The sequence below is a fragment of the Streptomyces sp. CBMA29 genome, from assembly GCF_014596445.1.
Classification (GTDB): Bacteria; Actinomycetota; Actinomycetes; order Streptomycetales; family Streptomycetaceae; genus Actinacidiphila.
In genome coordinates this window covers 65,286-78,891 of sequence record NZ_MECL01000062.1, presented here as the reverse complement: position 1 = coordinate 78,891, position 13,606 = coordinate 65,286, and the positions used below count along the sequence as shown (strand labels likewise).

Here is a 13,606-nt window from a genome sequence, read left to right as displayed (position 1 = left end):
CCTCGCGCAACACGCGCGAGGGGCCGGGCCGGTTGTGCTCAGGGACGTCCCGCCAGGGCGGGCCGGGTCGGAGGAGGTCAGCCCGGGTCAGGTGTTCCAGACCTGGAATTCGGAGATCTGCCCGGCGGGCCAGCCGGAGTTGGCGGTGACCGTCACCCTGAAGTACCGCGCGGTGGCCGCGGTGAAGGTGAGGGTGACCGTGTTGTTGGAGGCGGGGTCGAAGGCGTAGGAGGCAGACGGCTTGAGGGTGGTGAAGGCGCTGCCGTCGGTGCTGCCCGACAGGGACAGCGTCTGGTTGCGGGCGCCCCAGCCCGCGGGGAGCTGGAGGACGACCTTGCTCGCGCTCTGCGCGGAGCCGAGGTCGACCTGGACCCACTGCGGGAAGGCGTTGTTGGCGCTCTCCCAGTAGCTGTTCTGGCTGCCGTCGGTGACGTTGGAGGACGGGTAGACGTCGGAGTGACTGGACTCGCCGGTGGCCTTGCCCGCCGCCAGGTTGGTGCTCACCGTGCCGCTGCCGGTGCCGGTCAGCGCCACGGTGGTGGGGCTGTTGGAGGCGTTGCCGCTGATCGTCAGGGTGCCGGTGCGGGTACCGGAGGCGGTGGGGGTGAACTTCACCGCGACCGAGCAACTGGAGTTGGCCGCGAGCGATGTGCCGCAGGTGTTGGTCTGCGAGAAGTCGCCGGAGGCGGTGACCGAGCTGATCGACGCGGTGGCGGTACCGGTGTTGGTCACCGTCACGCTCTGCGCGCCGCTGGTGGTGCCGGGCGCCTGGGAGGCGAAGGTGAGCGAGGTCGGAGTGACGGACAAGGTCGCGGACGTCGGGTTGGCGCCGCCGCTCGGGTAGACCTGGAGGCCGGACAACTGGGCCGCGCTCCAGCCCGAGTTGGCGGTGACGTTGATCCGTACGTAGCGGGCGGTGGCCGCGGTGAAGGTGAGGGTCACCGTGTTGTTGTTGGCGCTCGGGTCGAAGGTCTGCGCGGCGGACGGCGACAGCGTGCTGAACGAGGTGCCGTCCGTGGAGCCCTGTACGGACAGGGTCTCGGTTCGGGTCGCCCACGCCGTGGACGGCGGGAGCCGCAAGGTCACCTTGCCGACGGCGTAGTTCTGCCCGAGGTCGACCTGGACCCACTGCGGGAAGGCGCCGTTGGCGCTCTCCCAGTACGTGGACGCGTCCGCGTCGGTGACGTTGCCCGCGACGAAGGTGCCGTTGGCGGAACTCGCCGTGGCCGGCCGGCCTGCGGCGATGTCGGTGCCGCTGTCGATTCCGGCGCCGCTGAGCGCGACCGTGGTCGGGCTGTTGTTGGCGTTGCTGGTCAGTGTCAGCGTGCCGTTACGGGTGCCGCCGGCCGTCGGCTTGAAGGTGACGGTCACCGCGCAGGACGAACCGACCGCGAGCGACGAGCAGTTGTTGGTCTGGGTGAAGTCGCCGGTCGCGGCGACGGCGGAGACGGTGGCCGTAGTGGTACCGGAGTTGGTGACGGTGACGGTCTGCGGGGCGGCCGTCGCGCCGACGACCGTACCGCCGAAGGACAGGCTCGCCGGGTTGGTTCCCAGGATCGGGCCGGGCGCGGTGCCGGTGCCGGACAGGGCGACCGTGCTGGTGTTGCCGCCCGCGCCGACGGTCAGGGTCCCGGCACGCGCGCCGGTCGCCGTCGGCGCGAATCTCACGCTGACGGTGCAGGAGCCGTTGGCCGGGATGGAGGCGCCGCAGGTGTTGGTCTGTGAGAAGTCGCCGCCGGCGGTGATGGCGGAGACGGAGGCGGCCGAGCCGGTCGGGTTGGTGACCGTCGCGGTCTGGGCGGCGCTGGTCGAACCGGTGGCGACCGAGCCGAAGTTGAGCGCGCTCGGGCTGGCGGTCACCCCTTCCGCCGGGTAGGGCGGGAAGACGGGGGCGGGGAAGCCGCCGCAGAAGGGGGTGCCGCTGATGCCGGAGTTGCCGCCGCCGTCGGTGACGGTGAAGTTGTTGCCCTCGCAGCTATAGATCGGTGAGCCGGCGCCGATGCCGGTGGCCGTGACGTTGGTGAACTTCGCGGCGCCGCCGGTCTGTTCCTGGAGGGCGAAGGTGCCGGCGCCCGCGATGGTCACGTTGTTGAGGCTGACCCCGCTGACCGTGCCCTCGACCCACTGCACCGCTTCGTAGGGGCTCTGCTGGATCAGCGCGTTGGTCACGTTGATCGGGCCGGTGATGGCGCCCTGGCTGCCGTCGAACCACAGCGCGCCGACGCCGAACTGCCAGTTCGGGTCGAGGCTGCCCGCCCTGACCAGGGTGTTGTTGGAGATCGTGGTGGTGCCGACCGGGGTGGAGGTGAAGCGCTGCCCGACGTGGATGCCGCCGCCCTGGGCGAGGCCGGTGTCCCGTACGAGGTTGCCGCTGACGGTGTTGTCGTGGCCCCCGTAGATCGCGATGGCGTTGGCCAGGATCTGCGTCTCCACGGTGTTGTCGGAGATGGTGTCGTTGGCGTCGGCGCCGAGCGCGGCGTCGGCCCAGGTGGCGATGCCGTCGTCGCCGGTGTTGCGGATCTCGCTGTTGGTGACGGTCGAATTGGTCACTCCGCCGTGGAAGTTGACGCCGTCGGCTGTGGTGTCACGGATCCGCAGGCCGCTGAGGGTCAGCTTGTCCATCGGCCCGTCCATCCAGGCGCCGACCTTCATGTGGTCGATCCAGAGGCTGGAGACGGTCGAGTTGCTCATCGCGCCGCCGATGCCGTTGACCTGGTCGCAGTCGTTGCGCTCGCCGACCTGGCCGAAGATCGCGAAGTTCGACAGGTGGACGTTGGCGCTCACCCCGCGGTTGCCGCCGACTCCGCAACTGTCGGGCTCGCCGAGCCCGTAGAAGCCGGGCGCCGCGCCGGTCACCGTCGAATACCACATGCCCGCGCCGGTGACGGTGACGTTGTTGACCGTGATGTGCCGGGGGATCTTGAAGGTGCCCGGCGGGATCCACACCGTGCCGCCGGGGCCCGCCGCGTTGATCGCCGCGTTGAAGGCGGCCGTGCTGTCGGCGGCGCCGGTCGCGTCGGCGCCCTGGCTGGTCACCGAGACCGAGCCGGACGGCTGCGGGAGGGCGGCGCCGACCTGCTCGAAGTCGGCGAAGTCGAGGGTGGTGGCGGCGCTGGAACCGCTGGTCTGGAGGGTGAAGGTGGTGCCGGCCGGATACGTCTGCGGGAGCAGCCGGTGGGCCTCGTCGTAGAAGTGGTGCGGGTTGCTGCCCGGTGTGTTGGTGAACGGGTAGCTGCCGTAGTACCAGCTATAGGCGTCTGTGAGGGTGAAGTCGGGCTGTGCGGCGCCATTGATGGCGAACGACAGCGGGGCGGTGTAGACCGAGCCGCCCGAGCCGTCGGGGATGCTGTAGCGGAAGTCGATCGAGTTGGTGGCGACCGGAGTGGTGAAGGTGACGTACTTGCCGCTGCCCGACAGGGTCACCGCCTTGCGGTACGACGCCTCGTCGGCGAGCTGTCCCGCGGTGAAACTCGGGCCGATGGCCGTGCCGTTGGTGGCGGAGTTCTCCGCCTGCACCTCGACGTAGGGAAGGCTCGCGCCGCTGCCGCCGGTGGCTGCGGCGGCCGATGCCGGTGGGGCCGCGAGGGCGATGACGCCCGCGGCGGCGATCAGCGCGGTGGTGCCTCCCACGGCGATGGTTCGCCTCAGGGATCTGATGGGCTGGAACAACGTCTGCTCCTTTTCGACATGGAATGCCGGACCTGCGCCGTGCGACAGCCGTACGAGGGCATGGGGAAGCGAGGTGACGCGGAGCTGGGCAGCCGAGGTGACGGCGCAAGGGGAACCGTAATGTCGTGGACACGGTGCCGCAATATACGAACTTATCTTTGCTCAATCTCTACTTTCTCTCGCAAGATCCAATGTTGCCCGCCCTTGGATCCGAGAGACCGTCACCGCTCGGCCCGGTCGCCGCCCGACCGCGGGCACCTCACCCTGACCGCCGGGCACCCTCGTCCGTCTTCTACAACGTGTAGTAGATTCACGGGCAGCCCCCGGCCGGGGCCGTCCGCCGAGGTCACCGCGGGGCGCGGGTCCGGCATGCCCGGCTCCCGCTGCCCACGCCCGCAAGGAGGCCGATCACCGTGACTCCTCATTCCGACCGGCGGATCGTCGCCCGTACCGTCCTGCGCACGGGTGCGGTGGCCGCGTCCGCGCTGGCCGCCGCGTACGCCGGGCCCGCGCTGTCGACCTTCGGGCCGCTGCGCAACTGGCTCATGCCGCGCCTGTCGGGGCGCGGACGGCCCGGCAGTGTGGCGCTCACCTTCGACGACGGCCCCGACCACCTGTCCACGCCGCACTTCCTGCGGCTGCTCGACACCCGCCGCGTGCGGGCCACGTTCTTCCTGCTCGGCTCGATGGCCGTCCGCTCCCCCGGCCTCGTCACGGAGATGTACGAGGCGGGCCACGAGGTCGCCGTCCACGGCTGGACCCACCGGCCCGCACTGCTGCGCGGCCCCTGGACCACGTACGAGGACCTGGCCCGCGCCCGCGACCTCGTCGGCGGCCTCACCGGCAGCGCGCCGCAGCTCTACCGCCCGCCGTACGGCGTCATGACCGCGGGTACGCATCTGGCCTGTCGCCGCCTCGGGCTCACACCGGTGCTGTGGACCGCCTGGGGCGAGGACTGGCGCGGGCGCGCGACGCCCCGGACCGTCCTGGACACCGTCACCCGCGACCTGCGCGGCGGCGGCACCGTCCTGCTCCACGACTCCGACTGCGCAGGCGCCACCGGGTCGTGGCGCAACACGCTCGGGGCGCTCCCCCGCCTTCTCGACTTCTGTCAGGAACGCGGCCTGACGGTCGGCCCGTTGCGCGATCACGGGGGGCCCGCGGTGGCCGGTTGGTCGGGCGGGCGGGGCCGGGGCGGCCACGTCGTGCCGTAGTACCGTGAGGATTTCTACGAAGGAGCGGGAAGCGTGGCCGAGCAGGAAGGCCCGGCCGCCGGGCGACGCGCGCCGGGCGAGCTGGAGAGCGAAGTCCTCGCGGCGCTGTGGGCCGTCGGCGAGCCGGCCGGGGCGGGCGCCGTACGCGAACAGGTCGCGGGCGAGCCCGCCTACACCACCGTCCTGACGATCCTCACCCGCCTCCACGACAAGGGCCTGGTCACCCGCGAGCGCGCCGGGCGCGGCTACCTCTACTCCCCCGTACGCGACGAGGCGGGCCACGCGGCGGCCGGCATGCGCGACCTGCTGGAAGCCGGCGGCGACCGCGCGGCCGTCCTGGCCCGCTTCGTCTCGCAACTGCCCGCGGAGGACGAGAAGTTGCTGGAGAAGTTGCTGCGCGATCACGCCTCGGAGCAGGCCACCGGCACCGCCCCCGACACCCGCCCGGCGCGGCGCCCGCGCGGTCGCCGACCCTGACGACGCCGGGCACCGGCGTGCGTACCGGGGGCCGAAGGGGCCGTTCGTGATCCGCCGGACCCGCCCTAGCCGGGTGGGAGTGTCACCTGGAAGCGGGCGCCGCGCGGTGCGGGGACCAGGGTGATGTCGCCGCCTGCCGCGCGGGCGAGGCGGCGGGCCAGGGGGAGGCCGAGCCCGGCGCCGTCGTGGGCGTCCGCCTCGGGGCCGAAGCGGCGGCCCGCCTCGAAGACGGCTTCGGCGTGTTCGGCGCGGACGCCGGGGCCGTCGTCGGCGACGAACACCCGCGCGCCTTCAGGGAGTCGGACGCATTCGAGGGTGATCGCGCGGGCGGCGTAGCGGCGGGCGTTGTCGAGCAGCGGGGCGAGGACGCGTTCGAGGAGTTCGGGGGTCACGCCGACGTCCACCGGCTCACCGGACGCTGTTGCCGGGGGCGCCTCGGGGTGTTCTGCGCGGCTGCGGTCGGCGACCGCTCGGGCGACGTCGAGGGCGGCGCAGCGGCCCGCCGCCGCGGACGGCTGCCGGGCCTCGCTGAGCAGAGTCCGGCAGATCTGCGCCATCTGTGTGGCCGCGGCGGCGATGGCCTGGTGGGAGGAGCGGGACTGGTCCGCGGTGCGGGGGCGGGCGGTGAGCCAGTCCGTCTCCGCGGTGATCCGGGCCAGCGGATTGCGCAGTTCGTGCGACAGCTCGGCGGTGAGCTGCTGTTCGCGCCGCAGGACGGCCGCCTGGCGGTCCAGGAGCTGGTCCAAATGGGCGGCCAGCGCGGCCAGTTCGGTGGGCCTGGCCTCCCGCGCGCCGAAGCGCTGCGCCGCCCCGTACCGGCTCCAGCGGGACGCCTGGTCGCTCATGGTGCTGACCGGGCGCAGGGCGCGGCCGATCACCATGCGGGTGACCAGGTAGACGCCGCCGACCAGCAGCAGGGCGAGGCCGAGCGAACCGGCCAGCGCCGAACGGGCGGTGAGCAGATACGGCTCCAGGCTCGCGGCGGCCACGACGGTGGCGACCTGAACCCCCCTGCTGCTCAGCGGCATCGCGTACAGCCGCGTCGAGCGGGGGGCGGAGGTGTCGGCGAATCGGGTCCCCTTGCCCGCCAGGGCGTCCGCGCTGCGCTGGAGCGGTCCCGGAGCGGCGGGGCGTTCGACCACGCGGGCGCCGCGGTAGATCCAGATGCCGCTGTCGAGCGCGCCGTCGTCGCCCGGTTCGCGGACGGCGATGGTCCCGTCGGCGCGGATGTCGACGGTCGCAGCGACGGCCGCGGCGCGGGTGCGCAGCAGGTCGTCGGCCTGGCGGCGCAGTATCTCGTGCAGCGCGACATTGAACGCGGCGGTGAGCAGCGCCACCCACAGCACGGTGGTGACGAGGGCGAGCAGCGCCAGTCGGCCGCGCAGGGTCGCGGGCAGCGTGCCGGACAGACCCCGGCGGCGCGCAAGCCCCGCGCGCGGCGGCTGCTCGGCCTGACTCGGACGCGCCGCCCGGCCCGGACGTCGCACGCGGGCGGGCGGCCTCACGCGAACCGGTATCCGATGCCGCGCACGGTGTCGATGCCGCGCGTGCTGCCCGTCTCGCGGAGCTTGCGGCGCAGCCGCGACACGTACTGGTCGAGGGTGTTGTCACTGACCTGGGCGCCGTGCGGCCACGCCGCCCGTACCAGGCCGCGCCGTCGTACGGCGGCGCCGGGCGCGGCCATCAGGCAGGCCAGGATGCGGAATTCGGTGGGGGTCAGGGGCACGGCGGCGCCGTCTGCGGACAGCGCGTGCGTGACGGGGTCCAGGCGCAGTCCCTCGACCTCGCGGGCCGCCACGCGGTTGCCGCGCCGGAGCGCCGCGTGCAGGCGGGCGGTCAGCTCCGCCAGGTGGAAGGGCTTGGCGAGGTAGTCGTCACCGCCCGAGGAGAAGCCCGACAGCCGGTCGTGCAGGGCGTCGTGCGCGGTGAGGAAGAGCACGGCGGCCTCGATGCCGACGGCGCGCATGGCCTGGCAGACGTCCCGCCCGTCGGAGTCGGGCAGGCCGACGTCGAGGACGACCGCGTCCACCCGCGGGCCGACCGTACGCAGCGCGCTCGCGCCGTCGGCGGCGGTCAGCACTTCGAAGTCCTCTTCGCGCAGGCCGCGGGCGAGGACGTCGCGCAGTCCGTGGTCGTCCTCGACGATCAGGACGCAGTGGGCGGTCATGAGGCCCAGTATCGACGACCGGGCACGCCGGGGAAGGGCCGGGCGGCCGGGCGCGGGGCGGCGCTCAGGTTGTGTTCAGGCGCCGCGTGCCAGCCTGCGCGGCATGACAACGACCATGGAACGCTCGGGCTCCGCGCCCGGGGTGCGCGCGATGCTCAACAAGGTGCCGGAAGTCACCGTCTACTTCTGGCTGATCAAGGTCTTGTGCACCACGGTCGGCGAGACCGCGGCGGATTATCTCAACACCAATCTGCACATGGGCCTGACGAACACGACGTACGTGATGTCGGTACTGCTGGTGGCGGCCCTGGTGGCGCAGTTCCGGGTCCGGCGGTACGTGCCGGGCGTGTACTGGCTCGCGGTGGTGCTGATCAGCGTGGTGGGCACCCTGGTCACGGACAATCTGACCGACAATCTCGGGGTGGCGCTGACCACCACGACCGCGGTCTTCGCGGTCGTCCTGGCGGCGACCTTCGCGCTCTGGTTCGCCGTGGAGCGGACGCTGTCGATCCACAGCATCCGCACCCCGCGCCGTGAGGCGTTCTACTGGCTGGCGATCCTGTTCACCTTCGCCCTGGGCACGGCGGCGGGTGACCTGGTCGCGGAGCGGATGAACCTCGGTTACTGGCTCTCCGCGCTCGCCTTCGGCGCGGTCATCGCGGTCGTCGCGCTGGCGCACTTCCGGCTGTGGCTGAACGCCGTGCTCGCGTTCTGGCTGGCGTACATCCTGACCCGGCCGCTGGGCGCGTCCCTGGGCGACTACCTCTCGCAGCCGCGCGCGGACGGCGGTCTCGGCCTCGGCACGGTGGGGACCAGCGCGCTGTTCCTGGCCACGATCCTGGCGCTGGTGGTCTATCTCACCCGGACCCGCAAGGACCAGCGGCCCGCACCGCACACACCGCTGGACGAGCACGCCCGGCAGGACCAGCGGGCGGCGGAAACCGCCTGATGACGTACGCGGCTGCCACCGTCCTGTCTGCGCTGATACGCGGCCCGCGCCGGTCACCGGCGTCCACCGGTCCCCCGTGTCGTATCGCAGCAGACAGGAACGACAGCCCGTGCGTGCCCCCTTCGTCCCCCGCGCCCTCGCGCGCGTCCAAAGGTCCCTGACCTGGCTGATGGCCCTGGCCTACGCCGTCGCGACGGTCGCTCCCGCCGCCGGTCTGTGGCTGCGGCACCTGCGGTGGAGCGTGCCGCGCGGGGTCGGCGTACCGGCCGCCGCGCTGTCGCCGCCCTCGGCGCTGCTGGCGTTCGTGCTGTTCACGGCGGCCCTTCAGGTGCCGGTGCGGCGGCTGCCCGCGCTGGCCAGGCGGCCGGTGGCGCTGATGACCGGTACGGCGGTGAACGCGACCGTGCCACTGCTCGTCCTGCCCTTGCTGGCAGGACTGTTGCGGTTCTCGCCCGACACCGACGGCGGCAGCGGACTGCTCACCGGGATCGCGCTCGTCGGCGCCATGCCGGTGGCCGGGGGCGCGACGGTCTGGGGCGGCCGGGCGGGCGGCAACCACGCACTGGTGGTCGGCATCGTGCTCGCCTCCACGCTGCTCAGCCCGTTGACCACACCGCTGACGCTCTCCATGGCCGCCGTCTTCGCGCACGGCCACTACGCGCACGATCTGGGGCGGATGGCCGGGTCGAGCAGCGGCGCCTTCGCGCTGGCCGGGGTCGTCGCGCCGTGCCTGGCCGGGCTGTTGGCGCAGCGGATGACGTCGCGGGAGCGGCGGGACCGCGCGCTTCCCGGTCTGAAACTGGCCGCGCTGATGGCGTCACTGCTGTTGACGTACGCCAACGCGTGCGGCGCGCTGGGCGGTCAACTGCGGCATCCGCAGGTGGCGTTCATCGCCGCGTCGGTCGGTGTCGCGGCCCTGGCGTGCCTCGCGGCGCTGGCCGTCGGCTGGGGTCTGGCGCGCGGTCTGCGCAGCGACCGGGCCGACACGGTCGCGATCACGCTGGCGTCGGGGATGAACAACAGCAGCGCGAGCGCGGTGCTCGCGGCGACTCATCTCCCTGCGCATCCGCAGGTGTTGATGCCGGTGCTGGCGTACAGCATCGTCCAGAAATTCGGCGCGGGGGCGGTGGACAGCTTCCTCGGCCCCCGCGCCGACGCCGGGTCCCGGCGGCGGCGCGCGCGACGGCGCGCCATGTCCCCTGCTACGCGCCCGCGTTCGCGGGCACGTCGCGGTGACTGACCGCCAGAAAGCCCACCAGCGCGGCGATCAGGACGGTGAGTACCAGGCTGACCGGTCCCGTGCCCCAGCCGAGGCCGCCGCGGTGGAGGGGTACGCCCATCCAGTCGGCGAACGACGCGCCGAGCGGGCGGGTGAGGATGTACGCCCACCAGAAGGCGGCCACCGCGTCGAGCCCGAGGAAGCGGCCCGCGAGCGCCGGTACGGCGATCAGGACGGCGAAGACGACGCCTGAGGAGAAGTAGCCCAGGTGCAGGCTGCCGGCGGTGAGGTCGCCAGCCGCGGTGCCGAGCGCGAAGGTGGTCAGGACGGTCGCCCAGTAGAACATCTCCCGGCGCGGGGTGCGGACGCTGTGGATGGACAGCGTCCCCTCGCTGGCGTACCAGGCGGTGAGCACGGCCGCGAGGATCAGCGAGAAGGCCACCGTGGAGACCGCGTACGGCACCCCGGCCACCACGTGCACGACGTCGGCGGCCATCGTGCCGAAGACGCTCACCATGACGATCGCCGACCAGTAGGTCCACGGCGAGTAGCGCGGCGCGCGGAACTGGGCGACCAGCAGCGCCACCAGGCCGATCAGGCCGAGCCCGCCCGCGAGCACCGGGCCGAGCGCGCGGCCCAGGAAGTCCGAGGTCGTCTCGCCCATGCCGGTGGTGAGCACTTTGGTCAGCCAGAACCAGGCGGTGACCTCCGGTACCTTGCTCAGAGCGCCGCCGGCCGCGAGGCCGCTCCGCCCCGTCCGCCGGTGCCCCACGGGACCGGCCCCCGCCGACGCGTACGGCGCCGCTCCGACCGTCCGCGCACGCGCGGACCGCTGCTCCACTGGTTGTTCCACAGGACCGCAACTCTCCCGGCACGCAGGCCGATTCCGCTCTCCGCACAGCACGGCCCCGAGCACGCGCCGACCAGGGCGGCGAGCCCCGACAGGCCGACGACTACACGACTGTAGACGAACGGTGTGCGGGCGAATCGGACACCCGGGCGGTCCGCACCGATCCTTTGCCGACCCCTTACCGGGACCCGGGACGGACAGCGCCCACGGCGGCCCAGCGGGCGGTCAGCGCAGCGTGGCCATGAAACTGCGGCCGTACGCGTGCCGGGTGGCCACCTCGACGCGGATGCCGCCGGGCACGCGGGAGACGCGCACGCCGTCATCGGCGGTGACCGCGCGCAGCGGACGGCCCTGGAGGACGAGCGTGATCCGGTCGCGCTGCGTGGTGGGATCGGCGACGGCGAGGGAGACAGCGCCGTGCCGGTCCTCGCGCAGCAGGACGGACGCGGGCCCTTCGACGGAGAGCCGGTCGGCGTGGTGCGGGCCTTCGGTGAAGGTGTTGACGGCGAGCAGGCCCAGGTCGCGGTGGCGTATCGCCTGCGCCGCCGTGGAGTTGGCGACCACCGACAGCGGGCCGCGGGCGTACGACCGCAGGCGCGCCTCGGTGGCGTGCGGGACGAGGGCGTACGCCATGGAGACCGGCTCAGCTCCGGCGGCCTGCTCGACGCGGACGGCGAAGACCTGCTTGGTCACGGTGGTGTCGGGGTTGGAGGTACGCACGACGCGGCGGCTGCGGGCGACGGTGTCCAGCGCGACGGTGGTGCGCGGTCCTGACCGCCCGTGTCTCCGGTCCGGCTGTCCGCGGTCCGGTTGTCCGCGGTCCGGTTGTCCGCGGTCCGGTTGTCGCCGGTCCTCGAAGCCGTCGAGGAAGACGTACCCCACGGCCGTGCCCTGGCCCGCGTCGGCGTAGCGCAGCCAGGCCAGCGGCGCGGTGCCGGTGTCGGTGCCGGTGCCGGACCACGGGGCGCCGTCGCGCAGCCGCCCGGTGAGGGTGACCGGGGCGGCCGGGTCGGCGATCCGGGTGTCGAGCGTCGTGGTCACCGCGCGGCCCGCGCCGTCGCCGACTCCGGCGGCGAGGACCACGATCTCGTCGTCGAGCATGAACCAGGACTTCGTGGCGTCCGCGTTGCGGTAGACGACGAAGTCGTCCGGCAGGAGCCCGGCCCGCATCGCCGCGTAGGCGGCGTCGTCGGACTGCACGAAGGCGGCCGTCCCGTACGCGCCGAGGGTGGCGCCGCCGGAGAGGGCGTTGGTGGCGCGCGGGAAGTAGACGTAGGTGTTCTGCGACTCGGAGGAGGCGGTGAAGCCCAGGTCCGGGTTGTCGTACCAGGCGGTGCCGTACAACTCGGGCACACTGTGCCGGGTCTCGACGGGGGCGGTGACGCCCGCGAGGCCGTAGGGCGACACGACGGTGAGGTAGTCGATTCCGTAGGCGCGGGTCTGGTCCTGGCCGGTGAGATAGAGGTAGTGGGCGCCGTCGCCCTGGAACCACGGCAGTAGATTCTCGCCGCTCATGTACTCGTACTTGCTGATCCTGGCCGAACTGCGGGCCAGCGCGAAGGCGTAGCCGGGGCGGCGGTGGACGGTCCTGTCCATGGAGTTGAGCGCCGCGTGGTGCGCGGCCGGGACGAGGTCGCCGGCCGGCGCCGAGGTGTCGGCGAGGATGTCGGCGTAGCGGACGACGGTCGTCGGGGAGACGAAGGCGACCGGGTCGAGGGCGGCCCGCGAGGTCTGCCGTACGTAGCGGACGTAACCGGCCAGCGCCGCCGCGTCGTTCGCGCCGGCGTAGGCGCAGATGCCGGTGACGGCCTCGACGACGGTGGCGACGTCGGCGTATCCGGTGGTGGTCCTGGAGATCGCGCGGCCCTTGACGATCTCGGCCATCCACCCCTCGAAGATCAGCGGGGCGAAGCCCTCGGCGATCCAGCCCTGCACGACGCCGATCAGGTCGTCGCCCTGGACGTGGCTGGTGCCGTCGAGCATCCGGACGGTCTGCACGACGCGGCTCAGCAGCCCGGTGCCGTACGAGCCGGTGTACGCGACGGAGGCGTGCTGGATGAAGGAGCCGTCCGCGTAGAAGCCGTCCGTGACACCGTGCCGCGGGGCGTACGGGTCGATCGTGGCGAAGACCGTCAACTGGTCGGCGATGGCCTTGGACGTGCGGGCGTCGTCGCCGAGGACCGCGCCTTGCAGGATGCGGTTGGTGGTGATGTCGGCGAGGTTGGCGCCGGTGTGGAAGCGCGAGTCGAGGTCGACGTCGCCGTCCTTGCCGTTGCGCAGATAGGCGTCCATGGCGGCCACGAACGCGGCGGTGAGGTCGGGCCGGTAGGCGGCGAGGGCGTCCTGGAGGAGCAGCAGCGTCTTGGTGACGTGGGTGGAGATGCCGATCTCCCAGTTGAACCAGTTGCCGTAGTACCCCTTCGACTGGTCGCCGTAGTAGCCGTCGTAGAGGAAGGCCAGGCCGTCGACGACGCGCCGCTGCACGGTCACGTCGTCCCGCAGCCCGGAGCCGGGACCGCCGGGCGCGCCGGGTACGCGGGTCGCGAGCGCCGTCTCGTACAGGTACTGGAACGACGTCGTCAGGTTGGTGTCGCTGGCGCCGAGCGTCAGGCCGCCGAAGAGCTGGTTCGCTCCCGCCGTGCCGAGCGCGGCCAGCCTGGCGCGGGCGGTCGACTCGATCGCGGTGAGCTTCGCGGCGGCCTCGGGGCGGGCGTTGGACTCGGCGGTCCCGGCGAAGACCGCCACCGTGTTGGCGATGAGCGCCGCCTGGTCCGCGATCGTGGCGTACGCGGCGCTCGCCGGGACCGGGCCGTCCGCGGCTCGCGCCCGCAAGGGTGCGACCAGGGCCGTCAGGCCCGCCGCCGGGACCGAGGACAGCAGGACACGACGGGATATCGGCACGGCGGCGGCTCCAGGGGAACGGGGACGGAAAGCGCTTGCTGCATTGAAGCAACGCGGGCCACGCCTGTCACTACCCTTGCACGGCGTCCGCGCCGGGCCATGGGGGAACGGACCGGGCCACGGGGGAACGGACCGGTTCCGCGCCTCGGGCCGTCCGCCG

Annotated in this window: 9 protein-coding genes; 4 read left to right on the top strand and 5 right to left on the bottom strand. The window is 72.9% G+C overall.

The window, feature by feature from the left end:
• Nucleotides 1-87 precede the first annotated feature (87 nt).
• Complete coding sequence (locus BGM09_RS09305; RefSeq protein ID WP_188280993.1) at nt 88-3,669, bottom strand: choice-of-anchor D domain-containing protein; 3,582 nt, start codon at nt 3,667-3,669, stop codon at nt 88-90.
• A 413-nt stretch (nt 3,670-4,082) separates the two neighbouring features.
• On the opposite strand from BGM09_RS09305, the gene BGM09_RS09300 reads away from it, so the two are divergent.
• Together BGM09_RS09300 and BGM09_RS09295 are read left to right on the top strand one after the other, a co-directional pair.
• Nucleotides 4,083-4,883 (top strand): polysaccharide deacetylase family protein, encoded by an 801-nt coding sequence (locus BGM09_RS09300; RefSeq protein WP_411158281.1) that lies wholly within the window; start codon nt 4,083-4,085, stop codon nt 4,881-4,883.
• 33 nt (nt 4,884-4,916) lie between these two features.
• Entirely contained in the window at nt 4,917-5,360 is a 444-nt protein-coding gene (locus BGM09_RS09295) for a BlaI/MecI/CopY family transcriptional regulator (protein WP_317452608.1), read from the top strand.
• 65 nt (nt 5,361-5,425) lie between these two features.
• On the opposite strand, the gene BGM09_RS09290 is transcribed toward BGM09_RS09295, so the two are convergent.
• On the bottom strand, nt 5,426-6,847 hold the full coding sequence (locus BGM09_RS09290) for a HAMP domain-containing sensor histidine kinase (protein ID WP_317452607.1): 1,422 nt from the start codon (nt 6,845-6,847) through the stop codon (nt 5,426-5,428).
• Nucleotides 6,848-6,861: 14 nt separating this feature from the next.
• Complete coding sequence (locus BGM09_RS09285; RefSeq protein ID WP_188280992.1) at nt 6,862-7,527, bottom strand: response regulator transcription factor; 666 nt, start codon at nt 7,525-7,527, stop codon at nt 6,862-6,864.
• 103 nt (nt 7,528-7,630) lie between these two features.
• Between BGM09_RS09285 and BGM09_RS09280 the strand changes: the two genes are divergently transcribed.
• Together BGM09_RS09280 and BGM09_RS09275 are read left to right on the top strand one after the other, a co-directional pair.
• Nucleotides 7,631-8,476, top strand: a complete 846-nt coding sequence (locus BGM09_RS09280) for a hypothetical protein (RefSeq protein ID WP_223186545.1) — start codon at nt 7,631-7,633, stop codon at nt 8,474-8,476.
• Between the two features lie 109 nt (nt 8,477-8,585).
• A complete protein-coding gene (locus tag BGM09_RS09275) occupies nt 8,586-9,716 on the top strand; it encodes a bile acid:sodium symporter (protein WP_317452606.1) in 1,131 nt (376 codons plus the stop codon).
• On the opposite strand, the gene BGM09_RS09270 is transcribed toward BGM09_RS09275, so the two are convergent.
• Together BGM09_RS09270 and BGM09_RS09265 are read right to left on the bottom strand one after the other, a co-directional pair.
• Complete coding sequence (locus BGM09_RS09270; RefSeq protein WP_317452613.1) at nt 9,679-10,467, bottom strand: hypothetical protein; 789 nt, start codon at nt 10,465-10,467, stop codon at nt 9,679-9,681. The two genes, BGM09_RS09275 and BGM09_RS09270, sit on opposite strands and share 38 nt — an antisense overlap.
• 303 nt (nt 10,468-10,770) lie before the next feature.
• Nucleotides 10,771-13,446 carry a polysaccharide lyase family 8 super-sandwich domain-containing protein gene (locus BGM09_RS09265; protein ID WP_188280991.1) on the bottom strand — a complete coding sequence of 892 codons (2,676 nt, stop codon included), beginning with the start codon at nt 13,444-13,446 and terminating at the stop codon, nt 10,771-10,773.
• Nucleotides 13,447-13,606 lie beyond the last annotated feature (160 nt).